This window comes from Rhodococcus sp. 4CII (assembly GCF_014256275.1).
Classification (GTDB): domain Bacteria; phylum Actinomycetota; class Actinomycetes; order Mycobacteriales; family Mycobacteriaceae; genus Rhodococcus_F; species Rhodococcus_F wratislaviensis_A.
This window is the reverse complement of record NZ_JACCFE010000002.1, coordinates 3,138,788-3,162,222: the sequence shown is the minus strand read 5'-3', so window position 1 is coordinate 3,162,222 and position 23,435 is coordinate 3,138,788. Positions and strand designations below refer to the sequence as shown.

General features: G+C 67.6%; 19 protein-coding genes. 12 read left to right on the top strand and 7 right to left on the bottom strand.

Translation table 11 applies throughout. The features are described from left to right. Nucleotides 1–113 precede the first annotated feature (113 nt). The gene (locus H0B43_RS15330; RefSeq protein WP_185727144.1) at nt 114–1,130 is read left to right on the top strand and encodes a LacI family DNA-binding transcriptional regulator; all 1,017 of its coding nucleotides are present in this window, start codon (nt 114–116) and stop codon (nt 1,128–1,130) included. A 2-nt stretch (nt 1,131–1,132) separates the two neighbouring features. On the opposite strand, the gene H0B43_RS15325 is transcribed toward H0B43_RS15330, so the two are convergent. Continuing rightward, entirely contained in the window at nt 1,133–2,212 is a 1,080-nt protein-coding gene (locus H0B43_RS15325; protein ID WP_185727145.1) for an ABC transporter ATP-binding protein, read from the bottom strand. 304 nt (nt 2,213–2,516) lie between these two features. On the opposite strand from H0B43_RS15325, the gene H0B43_RS15320 reads away from it, so the two are divergent. Then, nucleotides 2,517–3,521, top strand: coding sequence for an ROK family glucokinase (locus tag H0B43_RS15320; protein ID WP_185727146.1), 1,005 nt, complete (start codon nt 2,517–2,519; stop codon nt 3,519–3,521). After that, nucleotides 3,506–3,841 (top strand): WhiB family transcriptional regulator, encoded by a 336-nt coding sequence (locus tag H0B43_RS15315; RefSeq protein ID WP_185727147.1) that lies wholly within the window; start codon nt 3,506–3,508, stop codon nt 3,839–3,841. The genes H0B43_RS15320 and H0B43_RS15315 overlap by 16 nt, the downstream gene beginning before the upstream one ends. Before the next feature lie 3 nt (nt 3,842–3,844). Here H0B43_RS15315 and H0B43_RS15310 read toward each other — a convergent pair whose 3' ends face one another. From H0B43_RS15310 to H0B43_RS15300, 3 genes are all read right to left on the bottom strand, one after another. After that, entirely contained in the window at nt 3,845–5,626 is a 1,782-nt protein-coding gene (locus tag H0B43_RS15310; RefSeq protein ID WP_185727148.1) for a serine/threonine-protein kinase PknD, read from the bottom strand. 51 nt (nt 5,627–5,677) lie between these two features. Further along, entirely contained in the window at nt 5,678–5,911 is a 234-nt protein-coding gene (locus H0B43_RS15305) for a hypothetical protein (protein WP_185727149.1), read from the bottom strand. Between the two features lie 105 nt (nt 5,912–6,016). Beyond that, on the bottom strand, nt 6,017–8,569 hold the full coding sequence (locus H0B43_RS15300; RefSeq protein ID WP_185727150.1) for a LuxR C-terminal-related transcriptional regulator: 2,553 nt from the start codon (nt 8,567–8,569) through the stop codon (nt 6,017–6,019). Nucleotides 8,570–9,010: 441 nt separating this feature from the next. On the opposite strand from H0B43_RS15300, the gene H0B43_RS15295 reads away from it, so the two are divergent. Then, on the top strand, nt 9,011–10,300 hold the full coding sequence (locus H0B43_RS15295) for a M23 family metallopeptidase (RefSeq protein WP_185727151.1): 1,290 nt from the start codon (nt 9,011–9,013) through the stop codon (nt 10,298–10,300). Between the two features lie 68 nt (nt 10,301–10,368). Here the strand turns inward: H0B43_RS15295 and H0B43_RS15290 are convergent, their stop codons facing one another. Together H0B43_RS15290 and H0B43_RS15285 are read right to left on the bottom strand one after the other, a co-directional pair. Beyond that, on the bottom strand, nt 10,369–12,177 hold the full coding sequence (locus H0B43_RS15290) for an alkyl/aryl-sulfatase (RefSeq protein WP_185727152.1): 1,809 nt from the start codon (nt 12,175–12,177) through the stop codon (nt 10,369–10,371). After that, complete coding sequence (locus H0B43_RS15285) at nt 12,174–13,298, bottom strand: AI-2E family transporter (protein ID WP_185727153.1); 1,125 nt, start codon at nt 13,296–13,298, stop codon at nt 12,174–12,176. Before H0B43_RS15285 ends, H0B43_RS15290 begins: the two co-directional genes overlap by 4 nt. Before the next feature lie 172 nt (nt 13,299–13,470). Between H0B43_RS15285 and H0B43_RS15280 the strand changes: the two genes are divergently transcribed. The 8 genes from H0B43_RS15280 to H0B43_RS15245 all read left to right on the top strand — a co-directional run bounded on the left by H0B43_RS15280 (nt 13,471) and on the right by H0B43_RS15245 (nt 22,513). Then, nucleotides 13,471–13,893 carry a hypothetical protein gene (locus H0B43_RS15280; RefSeq protein ID WP_185727154.1) on the top strand — a complete coding sequence of 141 codons (423 nt, stop codon included), beginning with the start codon at nt 13,471–13,473 and terminating at the stop codon, nt 13,891–13,893. Between the two features lie 12 nt (nt 13,894–13,905). After that, nucleotides 13,906–15,600 (top strand): SulP family inorganic anion transporter, encoded by a 1,695-nt coding sequence (locus H0B43_RS15275; RefSeq protein ID WP_185727155.1) that lies wholly within the window; start codon nt 13,906–13,908, stop codon nt 15,598–15,600. 49 nt (nt 15,601–15,649) lie between these two features. Continuing rightward, nucleotides 15,650–16,987 (top strand): DUF1254 domain-containing protein, encoded by a 1,338-nt coding sequence (locus H0B43_RS15270; RefSeq protein ID WP_185727156.1) that lies wholly within the window; start codon nt 15,650–15,652, stop codon nt 16,985–16,987. Between the two features lie 188 nt (nt 16,988–17,175). Continuing rightward, nucleotides 17,176–18,147: a hypothetical protein gene (locus H0B43_RS15265; protein WP_185727157.1), complete on the top strand. Its 972-nt coding sequence runs from the start codon at nt 17,176–17,178 to the stop codon at nt 18,145–18,147. 95 nt (nt 18,148–18,242) lie between these two features. Beyond that, a complete protein-coding gene (locus H0B43_RS15260; RefSeq protein ID WP_185727158.1) occupies nt 18,243–19,508 on the top strand; it encodes an aspartate kinase in 1,266 nt (421 codons plus the stop codon). Nucleotides 19,509–19,511: 3 nt separating this feature from the next. Continuing rightward, a complete protein-coding gene (locus tag H0B43_RS15255) occupies nt 19,512–20,543 on the top strand; it encodes an aspartate-semialdehyde dehydrogenase (protein ID WP_185727159.1) in 1,032 nt (343 codons plus the stop codon). A 75-nt stretch (nt 20,544–20,618) separates the two neighbouring features. Next, nucleotides 20,619–21,737, top strand: a complete 1,119-nt coding sequence (locus H0B43_RS15250; protein WP_185727160.1) for a S9 family peptidase — start codon at nt 20,619–20,621, stop codon at nt 21,735–21,737. 110 nt (nt 21,738–21,847) lie between these two features. After that, the gene (locus tag H0B43_RS15245; RefSeq protein ID WP_185727161.1) at nt 21,848–22,513 is read left to right on the top strand and encodes a GAP family protein; all 666 of its coding nucleotides are present in this window, start codon (nt 21,848–21,850) and stop codon (nt 22,511–22,513) included. On the opposite strand, the gene H0B43_RS15240 is transcribed toward H0B43_RS15245, so the two are convergent. After that, complete coding sequence (locus H0B43_RS15240; RefSeq protein ID WP_185729950.1) at nt 22,460–23,365, bottom strand: hypothetical protein; 906 nt, start codon at nt 23,363–23,365, stop codon at nt 22,460–22,462. The genes H0B43_RS15245 and H0B43_RS15240 overlap by 54 nt on opposite strands. Nucleotides 23,366–23,435: the final 70 nt, after the last annotated feature.

The window sequence follows — 23,435 nt, the reverse complement described above, 5'->3', positions numbered from 1 at the left end:
ACATCACAGGGCGCTGTCAACTCGAAGCCGGAGATTCTTTTTTCGCACCACAGAGGCGTGGATGGTGCGAGAAATCTACGCAAATATTTGCGTAGTTCGCCTACTGTGAAAACGTGATCCCCAAGCAGTCCGTCAACATGGCCGACGTTGCACGTCGGACCGGAGTCTCGATCGCCACCGTCTCCCGCGCACTGCGGGGCGAACGGGGCGTGTCCGAAGCGACGCGACTGCGCATCCAGCGGGTCGCCGACGAGTTGGCATACGTCATCTCACCCGAGGCATCGAAGCTGTCGGGCGGCGCGACGGGCCGGGTGGCCGTCGTGGTGCCGTGGATCGATGCCTGGTTCTACTCGGCGATCCTCGCCGGCGTCGAACACGAACTCCGCGCCGCCGACCTGGACGTGATGCTGTACTGCCTCGAGGAGTCGTCGCAGCGAGAGTCGTTCTTCGAACGGCTTCCGTTGCGCCGCAAGGTCGATGCGGTCATCGCGGTGGCGTTTCCACTCACCGCGACGGAGCGGGCGCGACTCGAGGAGATGGACGTGACCGTGGTCGTGGTCGGCGCGCACGCCGGTGAGTTCCCGTCGGTCCGGATCGACGACGAACTCGCCGCCCGCCAGGCCGTCGGGCACCTGATCAGGATCGGCCACACGAGGATCGGAATGATCCGCACCGTGGACCCGGAAGGTCGCTCCTGGGAGGGTGACATCGCCCGGGTGGCGGGTTTTCACGCGGCTCTCACGGGCGCCGGACTCGACGACGACTGCACCGTCAGCGTTCCCTGGGGGATCGAGGGCGGCGAGCGTGGCATGGAACTGCTGCTCAGCCGTGCCGACGTGCCCACCGCGGTGTTCTGCCATTCCGACGAGGTCGCGGTCGGGGCCCTGCGCACGCTGCGACGTGCGGGGATCCCCGTCCCGGCCGGGATGTCGGTGATCGGCATCGACGACCATCCGACCGCCGAGCTGGCCGACCTGACGACGGTCCGGCAGCCGGTCGTCGAGCAGGGAGCGGCGGCCGGCCGGGCGGTGGTGGACCTGCTCGGCGGCCGGGAACCGGCAGAACGGGCGGTCGTGCTCCCGACCCACCTCGTGGTTCGGGGCTCGACCGCCCGGCCTCCGGAACTCTGAGGTCAGCGCACCAGACGCTCGCCCGCCGCGTCCGTCGCGAAGAGGTGGGCGTGGGCCTCGTCGACGCGGACGTGCACGACCTGCCCCTTCTCGGGCGGATTGCGCCAGTCGACCCGGGCGACCAGGCTCTCGGTCTGTCCGTTGACCGTGGTGCGGCCGAACACGAATGCCTCCGAGCCGAGTTCCTCGACGACGTCGATCTCGAGTTTCAGTCCGCCCGAGTCGGCGATCTCGACGTGCTCGGGCCGGATCCCGAAGATCACCTCGCCGCCCGCGGCGGTGAGAGCGTCGCGGGGAACGGGAACCAGCTGGTCGCCGACCTGCACGCCGCCCTCGGTCACCGGGACGGTGAACAGGTTCATCGACGGGGAACCCATGAAACCGGCGACGAAGACGTTCGCCGGCCGGCGGTACAGCTCGCGGGGGGAGGCGCACTGCTGCAGCACGCCGCCCTTGAGGACGGCCACGCGGTCGCCCATCGTCATGGCCTCCACCTGGTCGTGCGTGACGTAGACGGTGGTGGTGCCGAGGCGGCGCTGAAGCTGGGCGATCTGCGTCCGGGTCTGCACCCGCAGCTTCGCGTCCAGGTTGGACAGCGGTTCGTCCATGAGGAACACCTGCGGTTGCCGGACGATGGCCCGCCCCATGGCAACTCGCTGCCGCTGCCCGCCCGACAGCGCCTTGGGTTTGCGGTCGAGGTAGGCGCCGAGGTCGAGCATGTCGGCGGCTTCCCCTACGCGCTTGCGGATTTCGGACTTGTCGGTGCCCGCGAGCTTGAGGGCGAAGCCCATGTTCTCCGCGACGGTCATGTGCGGGTAGAGCGCGTAGTTCTGGAAGACCATCGCGATGTCGCGGTCCTTGGGTTCGGAGTGCGTGACGTCGCGGCCGCCGATCAGGATCCGCCCGCCGTCGACCTCCTCGAGGCCGGCGAGCATCCGCAGTGACGTGGACTTGCCGCAGCCCGACGGGCCGACGAGGACGAGGAATTCGCCGTCCTCGATGTGCAGGTCGAGTTGATCGACAGCGGGGACGTCCGAGCCGGGAAAGAGCCTGGTCGCGCCCTCGTAGGTGATTGTTGCCATGAGAAATGAATCCCTCCACCGGCAGGAACGTGCCGGACGATCCGAGTGTCAGGGGTGCATCGGCAGGTGCCGACGGAGAAGAACTATGGCCCAGATCACATGTCTTGTCCACTCAGGCCCTCTTTTCGGACGAACGGGACGCTCGTCGCGTCAGATCGAACGGGCGTCCCTTTCTCCAGGGCGCTCGCCGACTGCGCCACCACTTTGTTCTCAAAAAAACCAAAGTACGTATTGATAACGCGCCAAAGGTCCTCTAGTGTCAGCGTGACACCGCTCACTCGAAGACTTGAAGAGGACACGAAACATGGCCCTGACGATTGGCGTCGACGTGGGTGGCACGAAGATCGCGGCCGGAGTCGTGGACGCCGACGGCGTCATCCATCGGATGGAGCGCCGGGAAACCCCGTCCCATGACGCGCGGGGGGTGGAGAACGCCATCGCCGAACTCGTTCGCGAACTGGCGGCCACGCACCCCGTGCAAGCGGTCGGTATCGGCGCGGCCGGGTTCGTGGCCGCCGATCTCAGCACCGTGCTCTTCGCTCCGAACCTGGCCTGGCGCAACGAACCCCTCGGCGACGTCGTCCACGCCGCCTGCGGATTGCCGACGGTCGTCGAAAACGATGCCAACGCCGCCGCCTGGGGTGAGGCGCGCTTCGGGGCCGGACGCACCGGACGCACCGTCGTCGTGCTCACGGTCGGAACCGGAATCGGCGGCGGCATCGTCGTGGACGGGGTGCTGCACCGCGGACGCTTCGGCGTGGCAGCGGAATTCGGTCACCTCAACGTCGAACCGCACGGCCGTCGCTGCGGCTGTGGCAACCACGGCTGCTGGGAGCGATACGCCAGCGGGCGGGCGCTCGTGCGCGAGGCGCAGGACCTCGCCAACGTCTCGCCAGGTTTCGCCGTCGATCTCCTCGACCGCGCGGGCGGACGGGCCGACGCCATCACCGGTCTGCACATCACCGCGGCGGCGCAGGACGGCGACCCCGCCGCACTCGAGTGTTTCCGGGTGATCGGCTCCTGGCTGGGGCACGGCATGGCCGACATCGCCGCGTTCTTCGACCCCGACCTCTTCATCATCGGCGGAGGTGTGTGCGAGGCAGGCGAACTGCTGCGCGCCCCCGCCGCCGCCGCGTTCGAGAACCGCCTCACCGGACGCGCACACCGCCCGGTCGCCGAAGTGCGACTGGCTGAACTCGGCGCGAACGTCGGCATCGTCGGCGCCGCCGATCTGGCCCGGGAGCACATGCTCGGGCTCGCACATGACGGCTCACGAGTATCTGGAGGAGTGCAATGTCCAATCGGCTGAGTCTTCCCATTCCGGTCGCCGAGGTGTGGGACTGGCAGCGAGAGGCCGCATGCCGCGGCTTCGAGTCGTCCACCTTCTTCCATCCCGACCGGGAACGCGGCCGGGCGCGCGAGATGCGCGACTTCCGGGCCAAGATGATCTGCCACAGCTGCCCGGTGCTGGTCCAATGCCGCGAACACGCGCTCAGTGTCGGGGAACCGTACGGAATCTGGGGCGGGCTCTCCGCGGCCGAACGAGAAGAACTCCTCGCCAACCACGAGGGCAGGGTGGGCGACGCCGTCGCCGAATCGTTCGGTTTCGATCTGGCCCGCCACGCCTGAGCGTCAGCTACCGGCAGGGAGCATGAGCACCCGGCCGTTGTCGGTGTCCGCGACGTACACGTCGCCGCGGCTCGACACGGCGATGCCCTCGGGCGCGCTGAGACCGGTGAACGGGAGAACCTCCTGTTCGTCCGAGCCCGCCTGCAGTCGCAGCACACGGTGGTGGTTCTGGTCGATCGCGTACACGGTGCCGTGGTCGTCGACGGCCACCCCGCCCACGCTCTGCAGGTCCGTCAGGGGCAGGAAGCTCTGCGCGCGGGTCGCCGCGTTCCACACGAGAACCTTGTTCGGAGTGCCCACATAGAGGTCGCCCTGCTTGTCGACGGCCACGGTGAACGGGCCGATCACCGTCAGCGGGACGTCGACAGGGCTCGCCGTGACGTCGTGCAGCGACACCACCCGGTTGTTCAGCGTGTCGGCGACGTAGACGGTTCCGTCCGGCCCCACCGCGACGCCGAACGGCTGGTCGAGTCCCGGCAGCGGCAGTGGCAGCGTGATGCCGTCGTGCAGCATCGTCACCGTGTTTGCCACGAGATCGGAGACGTACACGTCGCCGGCAGCGTTGATTGCGACACCCTGCGGCACCTCGAGTCCGGTGAAGGGAAGGACGGTCTGCTCGCCGGAATCGGCCCGCACCCGCACCACCTGCTTGGCCGAGCTGTCCGCGACGTACAGGTCCCCGGCGGCGCTGACCGCGATCCCGGCGGGACTCGCCAGGCCGGTGATCGGCAGGACCACCTGCGGGCTCGACGGCTGATCGCCGGGCCACGCGACGTAGGCGACGCCCGCCAGGATCACCGCCCCGGCCAGGGCCGCGGCCGCCGCCACCGGTGTGCGCCACCACCGCCGTCGTTTCGGTTCCTCGACCGTCTCGGTGAGGGTCCCGCCGCTCACCCGGGTGGTTGCCGCGGGATCGACCGGCCGGGACGGACCCGGGTCGCGGGCGGGTGCAGTGCGTGACGCCGCGTCGATCGCAGCGCTGAACTCCCGGCAACTCGAATAGCGGTCGTCCCGGTCCTTGGCCATGGCCCGCGCGACGACGTCGTCGAATCCGGCCGGAAGGTCCGGCCGCAGCGTGCTCGGTTTCGGAATCGGACCGTTGAGGTGCCCGTGCATAACCGCGGATGCGGTGGTGCCGGGATACGGCGGTTCGTTGGTCAGCAAGTGAAAGAACGTGCATCCCAGCGCGTAGATGTCGACTCGGTGATCGAGCGTCTCACCCTCGATCTGCTCGGGTGCGGCGTAGTGCAACGTGGCGACGAGCATCCCCGTCCGGGTCAGCTGATGTGTTTCGTCCAGCGCCTTCGCGGTGCCGAAGTCGGCGAGCAGCACTCGCTCCGGGTCACCCTCGGCGAGCAGGATGTTCGCCGGCTTCACGTCGCGATGCAGGATTCCGGACCGGTGCGCATGGTCGAGGGCGTTCCCGGTTTCGGCGACGATCCGCACGGCCCGCGCGACGTCCAGTCCGCCGGACGCGAGCGCCTTCCGCGCGTCGACGCCGGGCACGTACTGCATCGCGATCCACAACCGGCCTCGCTCACGGCCGCGGTCGTGGACGGTCACGATGTTGGGATGTTCGAGCTTTGCGGCGTGGTCGGCCTCCGACTCGAAGCGCGAACGGACGTACTCGTCGCTCGCCCACGCCGAGTCCAGCAGTTTGAGGGCGACCTTGCGTGGCAGATTGGGATGCTGGGCGAGGTAGACGGTACCCATGCCGCCTCGTCCCAGAACCCGTTCGATCGTGTAGCCGGCAAACACCGTGCCCGGTTCGAACTCGCCGCTCACATCGGCTTCACCGCCTCCCGGGACCCTTCACCATTGAACCCCGACGCCAGGTCAGTCCGGTAGCCTGCGCATCTCGATGACGGTCAGTCCCAAAGCATCGAAGCGGGCCAGCAGGCCGCGGAGATCCGTCGGGTCGTGGACGGGGCCGTAGAGCGTGGTGTCGCCGGTCGTGACGTCCGAGACGTCCAACTCGGGGAAGGCGGCCAGCACCCGATCGGACAGGGCACCGCTGATCAGGAAGGCATACCTGACCTTGCCGGGCCAGTTCGATTCAGGACGCACCACGGCGGGCTCCTTCGATTACATCGTCATTCCAGAACACGGTCAGCCGTAGATTTCAGGGTGACCGACAGAACGGCGATGCGCCTCACCCGCAAGTGGTGAACCGCCTCAGAGCAAGCCGTTGTGTTGCGCGGCGGCGATGGCGTCGCGGCGGGACGTGACGCCGAGTTTGCGGTAGATCCCGCGCAGGTGGGTCTTGACGGTGTTCACCGACACGCACAGATCTGCCGCGATCTGTTCGGCGGTGCGCCACGACGGAAGCTCCACGAGGAGTTCCAGCTCGCGCGGTGTGAGCATGTCGGATGCGGCGCTCTCCGACCTCGGGAACGATGCGCGGAGCCTCTCCGCGAAGGGTTCGAGCACGCCGAAGCGGCCGGTGCTTCGCACGAGGAGGTCTCTGATCTGTGGTCCGCAGTCGTGGAACGGGCGCAGCACCGACTGCGGCTCCGCGAGTCGCAGCGCCTCGGTGAGTGCGCTGTGGGCACGTGAATCATGTTTGCGGGCAAGCGCGATCGACGCGTCGACGAGCCATGCCGCGATCAAGCTGGTGCCCGCCGCGCAGTCCTGTTCGCCGTCCAGGACGGGCTGGAGCGTTTTGCGGGCCAGGTCGAGGCGGTGCAGGTGTAGATGGATGATCGCCTCCACGAGGGGCGTGTCGCCGGTGGGCCCGAGGACGGCAGGTGTCTCGGTGGCCAGCTCGTGTGCCCACCCGATCTCCCCGGCGGACAGGTACGCGTACTGGATGGCAGGCAGCAGGACCGCCCGGATACCCGGCGGCACCGGCAGCGAGGCCGACACGGGACTGTCCGCGTGCACCGTCGTCACCGAGTTGTGCCGGTGCTCGGCCTCGTCGAGACCGAACAGGGCCGCGGCACCGTCGGCGAAACCCGCGGCAGCGGTATCTGTGCGCCGCAGCGCCTCGGCCGATTCTGCGGCGATCCGCGCGGCATCGGGGTCCATCCGGATGTAGCGGCACCAGGAGTCGATGAGCTTCGTCATGAGGAACGTCGGATCGCTCGTCGCCGACTGCGCGCGGCCGATCGCGAGTGCCTCGTCCACCAGTTCGGACGTGCCCAGCACCTCTCCCCGCGACATCGTGACGGCGCCGAGCGTTCCGAGGCAGTACATGACGCTCAGTGGCGTGTCGCCGAGCCGCGCGTGCGCGAGCGACTTTCGGAGCACGATCTCCGACTCGTCGTGTCGTCCGAGGAAGAGCAGCGCGCGCCCCTCCTGGAGCAGCACGAACGCGTCGAGGTCGGGATCGCCACTCGATCCGGCGCCCACCCTCCGCAGCCGGGTCAGGGCGGTGTCGATGTCGCCGATGCGGATCGCGGTCTGCACCCGCAGCGATTCGCGGAGCAACAGGTGAACGCGCGATTCGGCGGCGCCGTCCACCAGCAGACCCGACCGCCTGCGGTCGAGAAGGTCGAGGGTGGACGCGGCAACCTGAACGTTGCCCGATGCGAGCGCCGCGGCAGCGCGGAGAAGTCGAGCCGACGGGTGATCCTGCGACGCCCGGGGCGCCCGCGTCAGAAGCCGGTCGACGGCCTGGCCATGACCCCCGACGATCAGGGCCATCGACGTCCGGGCCAGCAGCGCCACGATCTCGTCGTGATCGCCGGAATTCACCGCGTGCTCGAGTGCGGGCAGTGCGTCACCGAATTCGTCGTGCCAGTGGGCCGCCGTCAATTCGAGATGCTCGACCTCCACGTGGCCGATCCGGCTGATCTCGGCGCGTAGATAACTCCGCAGCAGCGGGTGGTAGCGATACTGCGTGGGGTTCTCGGTGATGCGGCTGATCAGGAAATTGTGGTGTTCGAGCCAGTCGATGTTTCCGTGCGCGTCCGGGCAGCCGGTGAGCTTCTCGGCGAGTTCGACCGTGAAGGAGGCGGGTACGGACGTCCGCAGCAGGAATTCGCGCATCTCGTCGGTCTGGCCGGCGAGAACCTCCTCGATGAGATAGTCGGCGACGGCCCGGCGGTCGCCCGTGAACTCGGCGATCAAGCCGCTCGGATCCGGATGCCCTTCCAAAGACATTCCCGCCAGGCGGATTCCGGCGGCCCAGCCCTCCGTGCGATCCATGAGGGCGTCGAGGTCGTCCGGGCGCAGCACCACACCGTGCTCGTCGAGCATCGCGGCCGCCTCGTCGGACGTGAACGCGAGATCCGTTGCGGTGAGCGTGAACAGCTTGCCGTCCAGGCGAAGTCGTTGCAGAGCGAGCGGCGGCTCGAACCGTCCGATGATGACCGTTCGCAGCATCGGAGGCTGCCAGCGCATGAACGACTCGAGGTCGGTGAGCACGTCGGTGTCCCGGAGGAGATGCGCGTCGTCGATGATCATCCAGACGTTCTCGCCGAGGTCGTGCAACGCGGCCGACAACTTCGCGCCGAGGCCCGGTGACTCGGAATCGAGCCCGGCGCACGCCGACTGCAGTCGAGGATTCCCGGTGTCGGCGAGTGCGCGGAGGATCGCCCGGTGGACGACGTCGAGGTCGTTGTGCCGCTCCTCGATGGTGAACCAGGCAATGGTCGGAGCGTCGTCGGCGGCGAGCAACTCCCGCGCCCAGTCCGCCACGGCGCGCGTCTTCCCCGACCCGGCCGGCGCGCAGACCAGTGCGACCGGGTAGGGGCGGGCCTCGTCGGTGAGCGCCTCGGTGAGCATGGTGTGCAGGCGGGTTCGGGTGACCGTTCGACCCCCTGCACGCGACGGTATTCGAGTGCTCAGATGAAATTCCCCCAGTGGTGCTGCCGTCACGCCGACCCCCAAATCTCGCTGCCCCGAGAAACGACCTTCGACAAACGCCAATCTCCGACGCGGAGAGCCCGTGCGTCTCCGACGCCGTGGGCCGGTGCTGCTTCGACGCCGTGGGCCGGTGTGATGATTTTAGCGAGAACGGGTTGTTTTGTGTGGCTGAACGTTTTTTCTGCAATCCGACGGCCACCCCAAGTTCATCGGGAATCACACGCGACGGGTGAGTCCGTCGCGATTGAATCGGCGGACGATTGCCGGGAACCACATCAGGCGCTTCGCGCCTGTGCGCCTTTTTGGTAGCGGGAACAGCCAGAAAGGCGCACGAGCGCGAAGCGCCCGAGAGGAGTGAGCATGAAAGTTTTCGCTGCTGCGCTGGTGATGTCGGTGGTGTGCACGGTTGCGGGGTGTTCGTCCGGCGACGACACGTCGGAGGCGGGCCCGTCGTCGACTGCGGCAGGTGGGACGGGGTCGGTCACCGTCCCCGACGCGTACACCGGACTGACCCTGATCCCGATCGGTGATCCGACCTTTCCGTTCCTGGGCACCGACGGGAAATACCACGTCGCGTACGACCTCCAGTTGACGAACGCGACACCGGTCCCGGCGACCCTCGACAAGTTGGACGTCGTCGACGGGACCGACCCGTCGACGGTGATCGCGTCGTTCTCCGGTGCGGCGCTCGTCGAACCGAATTGTCCGTACGGTGACTGCAACCGGCTGCGGATGCTCACCGCACCACCCGCGACGTCGACAGCGATCCCGCCACAGGAGACCCGCATCCTGTTCGTCGACTACACCTTCGATTCGCTCGACCATGCCCCGAAGACGGTGCTCCACCATCTGTACGGCAGCGCCGCCGCGGCTCCGGCGGCGAAGGAACCGTCGCCCGTCGACTATCTGGTGACGGCGCTCGACATCGACGCCGGGACGCCGCGCGTCATCTCGCCGCCGCTGAAGGGCGACAACTGGATCGCGCTCAACGGCTGCTGCCTGCCCGGGTTCCCGCACCGCACGTCGCCCCTGCCGGTCGACGGCAAGATCAACAACAGTCAGCGGTTCGCGATCGACTGGAAACGGACCAATGACCAGGGCGAGTTCTACACCGGCGACCGCACGAAGAACGAGAGCTACGTCGACTACGGTTCCGACGTGTACGCCGTCGCCGACGGAACGGTCGTGGCGACGCTGGACAACGTGCCCGCCAACGCCCCGGGCACCCTGCCCGCCGAGGTGCCGGAACTCGCCGCGAAGCTCACCGTGGAGAACGTCGACGGCAACCACGTCGTCCTGGACCTCGGGGGCGGTGTGTACGCGATGTACGCGCACTTCATCGAGGGGTCGCTGGTGGTGAAGCCGGGTGACCAGGTGAAGAAGGGCGACAAGATCGCGCAACTCGGGAACACCGGCAACGCCAACGCGTCGCACCTGCACTTCCAGTTGATGAACGGCCCGAGCCTGCTGTACGCCGACTCACTGCCGTACGTGTTCGACAGCTTCGAGTACGAGGGGCAGGTGGCGCCGCAGCAGATCCTCGACGCCGACGACTACCTGTCGGGGCAATTCCTGCAGGGCAAACTGCCCACCGGTGAGCCGCGGACCGACCAACTTCCGACCAACCTCGCGATCGTCGACTTTCCGTAGGCGGCTTCGCCGCTCGTGCGCCGTTCTGGTTGTTCCAGCTACCAAAAAGGCGCACGGGCGCGGAGCGCCTACGGCGTGACGATCGGGAACGCGTTGTCGGGTGGGTCGAGTAGTTCGGTGAGCGCGAGGAGCTTCGACGGGTCGCCCGTCACCTCGATGCCTTCGAGTCCCTGGCCGGCAAACAGGGCGAGCAATTGCATCTTCGTCAGGGTCAACGACACGTCCGGTTGCGTCGTGGTCCTCGGCGCGAGCGTCTGGATGAGCGCCCCGTTGGACAGCGTCGTCCGGTAGTGCGCTTCAGGATCGGTGAAATGCCACTCCGCGACGAGGGTCTTGTCCCAGGCGCGGGGGCCGTTGATGCGGAGGGCGACGGAGTCGAAGATCTGCTCGATCGTCAGGGCGCTCAGCATGTCTGCGCCGAGGTCGCTGAGCGGTGGGGCGGTGATGCCGCTGCGCAGTTCGAGTGCACCCGTGAGGTAGAAGTTGCGCCATGTCGCGTTCTCCGCGCCGAACCCGAGTTGTTCGTACGTGCGGGCGAGGAGGTCCTTGGCTGCGTCGTCGGAGGGGTCGGCGAACACGGCGTGCTTGAGCAGTTCGGCGGCGAACCGCAGATCTCCCTGCTCGAGGTATTGGGCCGCCTTCGACCGGACCTCGTCCTGGCCACCCATGCACTCGACGTAACGCGTCGCCAGATTTTCGGGTGGATGCTGCCACAGCGACGTCGGGTTGCCGTCGAACCAGCCCATGTACCGCTGGTAGATCGCCTTCACGTTGTGGCTGACCGATCCGTAGTATCCGCGTGCGTGCCAGGCGGATTCGAGGGCGGGTGGCAGCGGGAAGTCCTCGGCGATCTCGATGCCGGTCATGCCCGCGTTGAGCATCCGCAGGGTCTGGTCGTGCAGGTACTGGTACAGGTCGCGCTGCTGCGACAGGAATGTCACCACCCGGTCGCGTCCCCACGTCGGCCAGTGGTGGGAGGCGAACGCGACGTCGTAGCCGCCGTCGAACATCTCGATCGCCTGGTCGAGATATCGCGACCAGGCGCGAGGATCCCGGACCAGCGCGCCCCGCAACGTGAGGAGATTGTGCAGATTGTGGGTGGCGTTCTCGGCCATGCACAGTGCCCGGTGGTCGGGGAACAGGAAGTTCATCTCGGCAGGCGCCTCGGTTCCCGGCGTCACCTGGAAGAGGATCCGGATGCCGTCGACGGTCTCCTCCTGACCGGTGTGGGTGATGTCGACGGTCGGCGGAATCAGACCGGGTCGCCCCGTCGACGTGTTCGTGCCGAGCCCCGCACCGAGGTGTCCGCGCGGGCCCTTGGGAAGCAGCGGCCCGTACATGTAGGTGGCACGCCGGCCCATTGCCGTTCCGGCATAGATGTTCTCGGAGACGGCGTGCTCGAGGAACCCCTCGGGTGCGAGGATCGGGACGTTGCCGCGACCGTCCGGGAGTACGCCGACGACACCACCGAAGTGGTCGATGTGGGAGTGGGTGTAGATCACCCCGGTGACGGGCCGGTCGCCACGGTACTTCCGGTACAGCGCGAGCGCGGCGGCCGCGGTTTCCTGCGAGATCAGCGGGTCGATCACCAGGATGCCCGTCTCGCCCTCGACGATCGTCATGTTGGACAGGTCGATTCCGCGTAGCTGGTAGATGCCCTCGGTGACCTCGTACAGACCGTCCTTCGCGCACAGTTGCGACTGACGCCAGAGACTCGGATGGGCAGTGTCCGGACAGTCCCCGGAGAGGAACGAATACTCCTGCATGTCCCACACGACGCGGCCGTCCCCGTCCGGAACGGTGCAGGGGTCGAGGCGGTCGACGAAACCACGGTCGGCGTCCTCGAAATCGGTGGTGTCGGAGAAATCGGGTGTCATGATTCGTCCTTCTCGTGTCGAGGTTTGGCAGGGGCGGCGATCGGTGCGGGGGGAGAGGGAGCGCTGCTGAGAATCGTGTTCACCCACCGCGTGGACGGGTCGATGTCGATGAGCAGCGCCTTCGTCATCAGCGTCAGCGGGATGGCCAGGATCGCGCCGAGGGGACCGAGGATCCACGTCCAGAACACCAGCGACAGGAACGTGAACGTCACGGACAGACCCACCGCGTCTCCGACGAACTTCGGCTGGATCACGGACTGGATGATGACGTTGATGACGCTGTACAGGACGATGACCGTCAGCATCAGTCCCGGGCCGCCCTGCAGCAGTGCGAGGATCGCCGGCGGAACGAGTCCGAGGACGAAGCCGACGTTCGGAATGTAGTTGGTGATGAACGACAGCAGTCCCCACAGGACCGGCAGCGGGATGCCCAGCGCCCACAGCGCTCCGGTGTCGATGACCGCGACGATCAGCCCGAAGACCGTGGTCACGATCAGGTACTTGCGGGTGCCGACCGAAAAGGAGGAGAGGGCGGTGGCGATCTCGGGGCGCATCTGCGTGACGATGCGCATCCGCGAACCGTACGAGCTTCCGTCGACGGCCATGAACAGCAGTAGTGCGAGCAGGAACAGCAGGTTCGAGAAGATCCCCAGCATCGCTTGCAGGATCCCGTCGACGAGGCCGAAGACCTTGTTGTAATCCACCTGGGAGAGCAGGGTCTGGGCGTCGGCCGAGTTCACGCCGACGCTGTTCAGAAAACTCTGGGCGCTGTCGATGAGGGCGCCGAAGTCGTCCGCGTACTCCGGCAGGAGCGTCGCGAGCTGGGCGACCGACAGGGCCAGCGACAGCACGAGGACGACGAGGATCCCGTTGACGACCAGGATCGCCGCGATCGTGGCGAGCCAGGGCGGGACCCCTTTTCGGTGAAGCCATTCGGGGAGGGGGTGGACCGCGACGGTCAGCATGAGAGCGAGAAAGATCGGGCCGACTATCGCCGCGGCCACCTGGATCCCGGCCACGGTGACGACGAGCGCGGCCAGACCGAGAATCACGATCAGGCCCCGGGGCATCGACCACCGAGAATCCGGCGCCGCGCCGGCAACGTCCTGCGGATCGGTCATCGCGTGTCCTTTCGCAACAATCGGCCAACCGGGATGCCCATACGCGACTCTCGCACCCGGACGGCGGCGGCACATCATCCGTTGCAGATGAGGATCACCCGGCGCGGATGATGCCGACACTGCCGCGAAGCCGCACGATTCCACTGTTCGAGCACATCCTTTCGAGAAGGGCATGGACATGACGACAACTCCGGAGTACAGAACGAACAGCCCTGTCAAACAGGGTTTTGCCGCGGGAACGTCGCTGGCAGCGGCGATATTGCTGCTGACCGTCGGCGTGATTTCCTTCTTCCAGGGCATCGCCGCAGTCGCATCCGACAACCTGCTGGTCGTCGGCGTCGAGTACACCTACCAGTGGGACACCACCGCGTGGGGATGGATTCACATCGTGCTGGGCGTCGTCCTGGTCATCAGCGCGATCGGACTGATGACGGGTGCCACGTGGGCTCGCGTCGTCGCGGTCTGCATTGCCGCGCTGTCGATCCTCGCGAACTTCCTGTGGCTGCCGTACTACCCGCTGTGGTCGATCCTGATCATCGCACTCGACGTCGTCGTGATCTGGGCCGTCACCACGTGGGACACCGCCAGGGACTAGGGCGGTGACGACGTGGTGAGGTCGGCTACCGGCGTCTGGCCGGTGTTCGACTCGCTGCAGGACTACCGGCGGGGGTGGGTCAGGCCCGATGTGATTGCGGGCCTGACCGTGTGGGCCGTGCTCGTGCCCGAAGCACTCGCCTACGCCACCATCGCGGGAGTGCCCCCCGTCGTCGGCCTCTATGCGGCGGTGCCTGCCCTGATCCTGTACGCGGCGGCCGGCAGTTCGCGGCATCTCGTCGTGGGACCGATGTCGGCGACCGCCGCCCTGTCGGCGGCCATCGTCGCGCCGCTGGCGGGTGCGGACGGCGGAAAGTATGCGGCCCTGTCCGCCGTCCTCGCGATCGCCACCGGCATCGTGGGGTTGGTCGCCGGTCTGCTGCGTCTCGGATTCGTCGCGTCGTTCATTTCCGAACCGGTGCTGAAGGGGTTCATCGTCGGCCTCGCCCTCACCATCATCGTCGGGCAGGTGCCCGCGCTCTTCGGTGTGGAGAAGTCGAAGGGCAATTTCTTCGAACAGGCCTGGGGGGTGATCACCCACCTCGGGGACACCGACGGGGGCACACTCGCCGTCGGCGTCGTCAGCCTGGTGGTGGTGCTCGGATTCAAACGGTGGCTGCCACTCGTCCCGGGATCCCTGCTCGCGGTGCTCCTCGGGATCGCGGCGGTGACGCTGTTCGGGCTGGACGGCAAGGGGGTCGACATCGTCGGTCACATCGACTCGGGTCTGCCCACGGTCGGATTGCCCGGCGGTGTCGGGTTCGACGACTACGTGGACCTGCTGGGCCCGGCGGTCGGTGTGCTGCTGATCGGATTCGCCGAGGGGCTCGGGGCCGCGAAGACGTATGCCGCCAGAGAGGGCTACGACGTCGACGCGAACCGGGAACTTCTCGGCCTCGGCGCGGCCAACCTCGGTTCCGGGCTGTGCTCGGGAATGGTGGTCAACGGCAGCCTCTCCAAGACGGCGGTCAACGGCGGAGCGGGCGCCAAATCGCAGGTCAGCGGTCTCGTCGTCGCCGCGCTCACCGTGGTCACGCTGCTGTTCCTCACCGGTCTGTTCGAGAAGCTGCCCGAGGCAACGCTTGCGGCGGTGGTGATTGCCGCCGTCATCGAACTCGTCGACATTTCCGCGCTGCGCCGGCTGTACGGGGTGTGGACCGAAAGGCTCGGCAGCATCTACGGATACGCCGCCCGGGCCGATTTCGCGGCCGCGCTCGCCGCGATGATGGGCGTGCTCCTGTTCGACACCCTGCCCGGACTGGTCATCGGCATCGGCGTGTCCATGCTGCTGCTGCTCTACCGGGTGTCGCGTCCCCACGTCGCGGCCCTGGCGAAGGACGGGTCGCGGTGGGTCGACGCCGAGCGTCACCCCGACCTCACAACCACACCGCACGTGGTCGTGGTGCGCGTCGAGGCGGGACTGTTCTTCGCCAACTCCGACCACGTCAAGGACGGCATCGAGGCGCTGTGCACCGACGACACGCGCATCGTGGTCCTCGACGCCGAGACGTCGCCGTTCATCGATGTCAGTGCCGCGCAGATGCTCGTGCAGTTGCGGGATGCGCTCGCACGCCGGCGAATCGAACTGCGCGTGGCGCGGGACATCGGACAGTTCCGGGACACGATACGACGCTCGGGTTCGGGCGCGACACCTGTCGGCCTGTATCCGACCGTACGGGAGGCTCTCGCCGGACCGGACCGGCAGTAGGAGCCGGCGGAGCCGCCTCACACGAGAGACCGCGGGACAGGAGAGAGTCGTGAGCGCTGAATTGCAGGAACTCGCCGCCAAGGCGTGGGTGTACGGCTTCCCGTTGGTGTTCGACCTGGATCAGGTGAACCGGTTCGTGGCGGAGGGGATGGGGAGTCTCGACGCTGCACCGTTCAACACGTTCAGCCACGCCCGCACACTCGCCGGGCCGCAGGACACCTTCGTCTCGGTCAACAACGACACCATCTATTCGATCGCTCAGCTCGACCTCGCCCACGGACCGCAGTTGCTGCGAGTGCCCGACAGCGGCGGCGCGTATTACGTGCTGCAGTTCGTCGATGCGTGGACGAACAATTTCGCGTACGTCGGCAAACGTGCGACGGGAACGGGGGCCGGGCGCTACCTGCTCACCTGCCCCGAATGGTCCGGCGAGGTCCCGGCCGGTGCGACGCGGATCGCGTGTCCGACTGCGGCGGCCACCATCGTCGGCCGGTGGGCGTGCGACGGCGAGGACGACCTGGGGCGGGTGCGGCAACTGCAGTCGGCGCTGACGCTGGAACCCGTCGGCGACCAGGACCCGGCGGAGGGACTGCCCGCGCCCGACCCGAACGTCCCCGACGAACTTCGATTCTGGGAGAAGCTGCGGGTGTACTCGCAGGCGTACCCGCCGGCACCTCGGGACCTCGTCGTGCAGCAGGCGTTCGCCCCACTCGGACTGCTCGAGACCGGGTCGTCGCCGTATCTCGAGGCGCCGCCGGACCTCGCATCGATGCTGACGGCCGGAGCCGAGGCCGGGCATCGATCGCTCGACACCGCACTGAAATCGGGAGCCGGCGGAACGGTGGTCAATGGCTGGCAGCCGATGTACCACGCCTTCGACTACAACGACGACTTCTTCGAGGTCGGCACCCTCGACTCACCCGAGTGGCGAATCGCGGATCGGTCGCGGGCGCTGGGCATGCGGGCCGGCGCGGCGAGGGCGGGCCTATGGGGAAACCACGGATACGAGGCCGCGTACGCGCCGGTCTACCACGACAGCGACGGCAACGAACTGTCCGGCGAACACACGTACACACTCACGTTCGCGCAGACGCCGCCCGTCGACGCGTTCTGGTCGATCACCATGTACGACCTCCCGGACTTCTTCCTCGTGGACAATCCCCTCGACCGCTATTCGATCGGCGACCGCACGCCGGGGTTGGTGTTCGCCGACGACGGTTCGCTGACGATCACCCTCGGTGCCGCCGCCCCGGCCGATCCCGCCGCCCGCGCCAACTGGTTGCCCACACCGGACGGCGGATTTCGGCCGCTGCTGCGGATGTACAGCCCGAAGCCGCAGGTGTTCGACGGGACCTTCGAGATCCCGCCGTTCGTCCGGACCACCTGATCAGGGGGCACACGGGAGCGAGGAGATCTGGTTGCTGGTCCCCGAGATGATCGGTCTGGTCATCACGCCCGCCGCCGTCATCGCCTGCGTGCTCCTGCTCGAATGTTGCGGGGACTGCTCGCCCGCGTGTGACCGAACCTCGTCGGCGGGTCGGCGGTAGTGTTCGGGCCGATTCGAGGGGGGATCGAGTGAAGACAGTTGCCGCGGCGCTCCTGTGCGCCGCGATCACGTCCGGATGCGCGCACAGCGTGTCGGGAACCGCGGGGGCTTCGCCGCTGGAGGTGCTGACGCCGGAACAGCAACGCCACGTCGACGTCGAGGACGTCCTGCGCGCCGCCGATCCGTGCGGGCTCGTCGACGAGGTGGTCGTGCGGAGGGCCGGGGCGGTCTGGCAGTTCGGGTCGGCGGTGCAGTTGCCGGTGTGTTCGGCCCTGATGGCCCGGCCCGGCGGTGCGACCACCTACGTGGAGATGTCCCTGCTGCCGTCGATGCTGCCCGGCACAGCACTGACCGGGCAGGACACGGTCGACGGCGTGACCGTCTACCGCGGCGCGGGCCCCGACCTCGCCCGCGGGACGTGCGAGCGGGCCTTCCGGCTGAACCTCGGAACACTCCAGGACCGGGTGGCACCGCAACTCGCGACCGTCCGCACCGGGACCGTGGCCGGGGAGGACGCGTGCCCGCTTGCCGACGCGGTGCTGGAGGCGGCGATCGACAGGATGCGGTCCGGGCTGCCCGTCCGCGCCGCCGCGTCCGCGGATCAGGTGGGGCTCGCGGTCCGCGACCCGTGCGAGGTGCTCGACGTGCTGGGGAGCGCGGCGGGTGGGCGCGTCGTCGATCCGGCGGCGCCGCCCACCCCGTTCGACTGCGTCCTGTTCCCGAACCCGAATCGGGTGCCCGGGAGCGAGGTGACCGTGTCGTTCACGATGTCCCCCGTCAAGGAAAACCGACCACCCGTTCCCGCCGAGCCGGAGACGGTCGGTGACCGCTGCCGTTGGACGAGTCCGATGGGCGATCCGATCGACATCACACGGCCCGGGGCGGGCGTCGACGAGTTCACCCGCAGGCTCGGTCACGCGGGCGCAGTCGTCACTGTTCACGGCCCGAACTGCGCGGCCGTGGCGAGGGTCGCGGACGCCGCGAGCACGGCATTCGGATAGGCGCCCGAACGGACTCACCCGGGATCAGATTGGACTCCGCCGGTAAGCTCGACAGCTGGACCAGTACAGATTCATCGACCTGGAGGTAGAAACGCGTGGCTCTCGTCGTCCAGAAGTACGGCGGATCCTCGGTGGCAACCGCCGAGAGAATCCGACGAGTGGCTGAACGGATCGTCGAGACCAAGAAGGCCGGCAACGATGTCGTCGTCGTGGTTTCAGCGATGGGGGACACCACTGATGAGCTGCTCGATCTGGCTCAGCAGGTGTGCCCAGCCCCACCCGCCCGCGAAATGGACATGCTGCTGACCTCCGGTGAGCGCATCTCCAATTCTCTCGTCGCAATGGCAATTCATTCGCTCGGTGCGGAGGCCCGTTCGTTCACGGGTTCGCAGGCGGGCGTCATCACCACCGGTGCTCACGGCAACGCCAAGATCATCGACGTCACTCCGGGCCGCGTCCGGGATGCGCTCGACAAGGGCTCGATCGTCCTCGTCGCCGGGTTCCAGGGCGTCAGCCAGGACAGCAAGGACGTGACGACCCTCGGGCGTGGCGGTTCGGACACCACCGCGGTGGCCCTCGCAGCAGCCCTCGAGGCCGACGTCTGCGAGATCTACACCGACGTCGACGGCATCTTCACCGCCGACCCGCGCATCGTTCCCGACGCGCAGCGTCTCGAGACGGTGTCGTTCGAAGAGATGCTCGAGCTCGCGGCGTGCGGCGCGAAGGTGCTCATGCTCCGCTGCGTCGAGTACGCCCGCCGATACAACGTGCCTGTGCACGTCCGTTCGTCATACACGACCAAGCCGGGCACCATCGTGTCCGGATCGATGGAGGACATCCCCGTGGAAGAGGCAATCATCACCGGAGTCGCGCACGATCGCGGCGAGTCCAAGATCACCGTCGTCGGCCTGCCCGACACCCCGGGTTACGCCGCGCAGGTCTTCCGCGCGGTGGCCGAGGCGGAGATCAACATCGACATGGTGCTGCAGAACATCTCGAAGGTCGAGACGGGGAAGACGGACATCACGTTCACCCTGCCGACCGCCGACGGCCCCCGCGCCGTCGAGAAGCTGACCAAGCTGCAGGGCGACATCGGATTCACCCAGGTGCTGTTCGACGACCACATCGGCAAGGTATCGCTCGTCGGTGCGGGAATGAAGAGCCACCCGGGCGTCACCGCGACGTTCTGTGAGGCGCTCGCGAAGGCCGGGGTCAACATCGACCTCATCTCCACGTCGGAGATCCGCATCTCGGTGCTCGTCAAGGACGTCGAGCTGGACAAGGCCGTGAAGGCGATCCACGATGCATTCGAGCTCGGCGGCGACGAAGAAGCCGTCGTGCACGCAGGAACGGGACGGTAGATCATGACCACCATCGCTGTCGTCGGTGCGACCGGACAGGTCGGCATCGTCATGCGCACCCTCCTCGAGGAACGCAATTTTCCCGCGGACAAGGTGCGGTTCTTCGCCTCCGCGCGGTCGGCGGGCAAGAAGCTGCCGTTCCGTGGCGAGGAGATCGTCGTCGAGGACGCGTCCGCGACGTCCGACGAGGACCTGAAGGGCATCGACATCGCCCTGTTCTCGGCGGGTGCGACGCTGTCCCGTGAACAGGCGCCGCGTTTCGCGGCGGCCGGCGCCACGGTCGTGGACAACTCGTCGGCGTTCCGCAAGGACCCCGAGGTCCCGCTGGTCGTCAGCGAGGTCAACCCGGAGCAGGCGAAGAACCCGCCGAAGGGCATCATCGCCAACCCCAACTGCACCACGATGGCCGCGATGCCGGTGCTGAAGGTTCTCCACGACGAGGCAGGGCTGCAGCGTCTCATCGTGTCGAGCTACCAGGCCGTGTCCGGCAGCGGCATCGCCGGCGTCGAGGAACTCGTGGGCCAGGCTCGCGCCGTCATCGGCGACGCGGAGAAGCTGGTCCACGACGGCGGCGCCGTCGACTTCCCGGCTCCGAACAAGTACGTCGCGCCGATCGCGTTCAACGTGCTGCCGCTCGCCGGCTCGCTCGTCGACGACGGCAGCGGCGAGACGGACGAGGACCAGAAGCTCCGCAACGAGAGCCGCAAGATCCTCGGTCTCCCGGACCTGCTGGTGTCGGGCACGTGCGTACGCGTCCCCGTGATCACCGGTCACTCGCTGTCGATCAACGCCGAGTTCGAGCGACCGCTTTCGGTGGAGCGGGCACAGGAGATCCTGTCGAAGGCTCCCGGTGTGAAGCTGGTGGACGTCCCCACCCCGCTCCAAGCCGCGGGCAGCGACCCGTCGCTGGTCGGCCGCATCCGCCAGGATCCGGGCGTGCCGGAGGGCCGCGGGCTGGCGCTGTTCGTGTCGGGTGACAACCTGCGGAAGGGTGCCGCCCTCAACACCATTCAGATCGCCGAACTGCTCGTCTGATCTCCCCACGTGAGTGGCAAAGTGTGCTCCCGCACGCTTTGCCGCTCACGTCGGTTGCGGGTGGATACTGGGCCGATGAGAGTGGTCGGGGTCGCGCTGATGGCGGTCCTGGTGCTGCTCACCGGCGCGACCGAGGTGTCGGCGCAGCCGAGAACCCTGCTGTCGCAGGAAGAACTGCCGCCCGCCGTCGTTCCGTCCCACGCGGGCGAGAGCGTGCGGGTCCGGTACTCGACGCTGCGTACCGCGACTGTGACCGGTGAGTCCACCGGATCGATCTTCCTTCCCCGGGGCGAACCCCCGGACGGCGGCTGGCCCGTGGTGTCCTACGCCCACGGCACGGTCGGGGTCGCCGACCAGTGCGCACCTTCCGTCGCCGGGTTCAACTACGTCGAACTACCCGCGATCGAGCAGTGGCTTGCGGCCGGGTATGCCGTCGCCGCAACGGATTACGCGGGAATCGGCACCAGCGGTGTCAATGCCTACCTCGACGGTCGCGCGGCCGGAGCGAACGCCGTCGACATCGTCCTGGCCGCACACGAAGTGTACGGCGACCTTCTCGGCGACCGGTGGATCGTCACGGGACTGTCGCAGGGCGGGCAGGCGACCTACTTCGCCGCCCACGAGGCGACCACCCGGGCGCCCGCACTCGACTTTCGAGGCGCCGTCGCCGTGGCCGCGCCGACGCACCTGGAACAGCTCTTCCCGGCCGCGGGCCCCGCGATTCCCGCCCTGCCGACCAGCGGAATCGTGAACTACGCGTTGCTGACTCTCGCCGGTATCGACGACCAGCGTCCCGAGGTCGGCATTCGGCGGTACCTGTCGCCGAAGGGGATCGAATTGATGGAACTGGCGAAGGTGACGTGCAGCCGGGAAATCGGCCGGTACCTGCTCGCCCATCCCACTTCGGTCGGGGACCTGTTCGTGGCGCCTCTGTGGACCGAGCAGTTCCGGGACCTGTTCCGGGAGATGCAGCAGGTGCCCGTCGACGGGTTCGACGGTCCGCTGCGGGTAGTGCACAGTCTGTCCGACACGTCCGTGCCGATTCCGTTGACGTGGGCGCAACTCGCCGAGATGCAGCAGCACGGGGTGAACGTCGAATATCAGCAACTGACCGACGAGGACCATCGCGAATCGCTGATGGCGTCCATGCCGGAGTCCCTGGAGTTCGCGGCGCGCGTGCTGACCGCCAGGTGAGTGGCAAAGAGTCCTCGCGCACACATGTCCTCGCGCACACATTGTCACTCACGTGGGGTTCACCCGGCACGTGCGAGGCGGGGCCGGCGTCCCGGCCCTACGGTTCGGACATGGGCTCAGTCATCGGAGATGTGTTACCGCTTGCCGTGGGTGTCGCGATCTCGCCCATCCCGATCATCGCCGTCATCCTCATGTTGCTGTCCAAACGCGCGGGCGGTGCGAGCGCGGGATTCGGTGTCGGCTGGATCGTCGGCATCCTCGTCGCGACAGGCATCTTCCTGCTCCTGTCCGGTGGCATCGACAAGGCCGACTCCGACGACCCCTCCGCGACGGTGTCATGGGTGAAGGTGGTGCTCGGTGTGCTGCTGCTCCTGCTCGCGGCGAGGCAGTGGCGAAGCCGCAACGCGAACGCGGAACCGCCGAAGTGGATGCAGGCCATCGACGAGTTGAACTTCATGAAGTCGACGGGGCTCGGATTCGCTCTGGCCGCGATCAACCCGAAGAATCTGCTGCTCTGCGTGTCGGCGGGAGTCGTCATCGGCACCGCGAAAGTGAGCGGCGGCGAACAGGTGGTGGCCCTCGTCGTCTACACGCTGCTGGCCGGGTCGACGGTGCTGGTCCCGGTCCTCGCCTACGCGGTGGCCGCCGACAGGATGCGTGGCACCCTGGACACCCTCAAGGTGTGGTTGCAGGCCAACAATGCCGCGGTGATGAGCGTGCTGTTACTCGTGATCGGGGCCGTCGTCCTGGGCAAGGGATTCGGCGGCTTGTTCTGACGCGACCGCGCCGGGACCGCGGAGGTAGCGTCCGACGTAACCCTCGTCGAGCGCGACGGCCTTCACGATCACCGCGGACCCCACGATCACGACGGACAGGACGAACAGCCAGCTGATCGCGGTGAACACGAGGCCGAGCGACCCGAACTGGTGTTGCGCGGCGGCGGTGATCCGGGGCAGGACGAGCCGCCCGGCGGTGTGGAGGATGGTCAAGGCGGCGGCGGTCAGCGCCCCCGTGGCCCAGAGCACGCGACCCCTGAGGGTGCCCATCGTCAGCAGGTAGGGGCTGAGCGTCCACACGACCATCCACACCGCGAATTCCCCGGCGAGTGCGAGAGGTGGGCCGATGAACCGGACGTTCGTGAGCTCGCCTGTCAGGCCGATCGCGGTTCCCGACATCGCGACGGTGAACAGAACCACCAGCCACCGCCAGGCGTCCCGGATGGTGATCGACGGTATGTTCCAGATCTTGCCGTAGATGCGGGCGAGGGCCCGGGCGAACGACGTGCCGCTGATCGCGATCATCAGCAGACCCACCACACCGAATGCCGCGAAGGAGGGGTCGGTGGTGTCCACGGCGCCGGACGCCGGCGACAACTGCGAGGGGTCGAAGCCGAACTGGGTCTTGATGGTGCGGGCGGTCACGTTCCAACTGCTGAGCGTCGAGGCGGCAATCATTACGGGGAGGACCGACGTGAAGATCCTCGCGGCGAGCGTCATCGACCGGTCGACGAGTTCGATTTCGATCAGCCCGTCGATGACGCGTCGAACCGTCCGGCCCGGAGGTGTGCCCTGCAACCAGCCGTTGGCCGTTTCGGTTCGCGCGATCAGCGCTTCCCGGGCCAGCGCCACAGATAATTTGGTGGGTCGCACATGTCGAGCGAACACCGATCGGGCCCGCGTGTCTTCATCCCCGTGAGGT

Excerpts from the sequence above, each read along its gene's own strand:
- H0B43_RS15255 (WP_185727159.1), top strand. The coding sequence starts at position 19,512 with ATGACCACCATCGCTGTCGTCGGTGCGACCGGACAGGTCGGCATCGTC.
- H0B43_RS15250 (WP_185727160.1), top strand. The coding sequence starts at position 20,619 with ATGAGAGTGGTCGGGGTCGCGCTGATGGCGGTCCTGGTGCTGCTCACC.
- H0B43_RS15245 (WP_185727161.1), top strand. The coding sequence starts at position 21,848 with ATGGGCTCAGTCATCGGAGATGTGTTACCGCTTGCCGTGGGTGTCGCG.
- H0B43_RS15280 (WP_185727154.1), top strand. The coding sequence starts at position 13,471 with ATGGACATGACGACAACTCCGGAGTACAGAACGAACAGCCCTGTCAAA.
- H0B43_RS15325 (WP_185727145.1), bottom strand. The coding sequence starts at position 2,212 with ATGGCAACAATCACCTACGAGGGCGCGACCAGGCTCTTTCCCGGCTCG.
- H0B43_RS15320 (WP_185727146.1), top strand. The coding sequence starts at position 2,517 with ATGGCCCTGACGATTGGCGTCGACGTGGGTGGCACGAAGATCGCGGCC.
- H0B43_RS15315 (WP_185727147.1), top strand. The coding sequence starts at position 3,506 with ATGTCCAATCGGCTGAGTCTTCCCATTCCGGTCGCCGAGGTGTGGGAC.
- H0B43_RS15290 (WP_185727152.1), bottom strand. The coding sequence starts at position 12,177 with ATGACACCCGATTTCTCCGACACCACCGATTTCGAGGACGCCGACCGT.
- H0B43_RS15300 (WP_185727150.1), bottom strand. The coding sequence starts at position 8,569 with ATGCTCACCGAGGCGCTCACCGACGAGGCCCGCCCCTACCCGGTCGCA.
- H0B43_RS15295 (WP_185727151.1), top strand. The coding sequence starts at position 9,011 with ATGAAAGTTTTCGCTGCTGCGCTGGTGATGTCGGTGGTGTGCACGGTT.
- H0B43_RS15285 (WP_185727153.1), bottom strand. The coding sequence starts at position 13,298 with ATGACCGATCCGCAGGACGTTGCCGGCGCGGCGCCGGATTCTCGGTGG.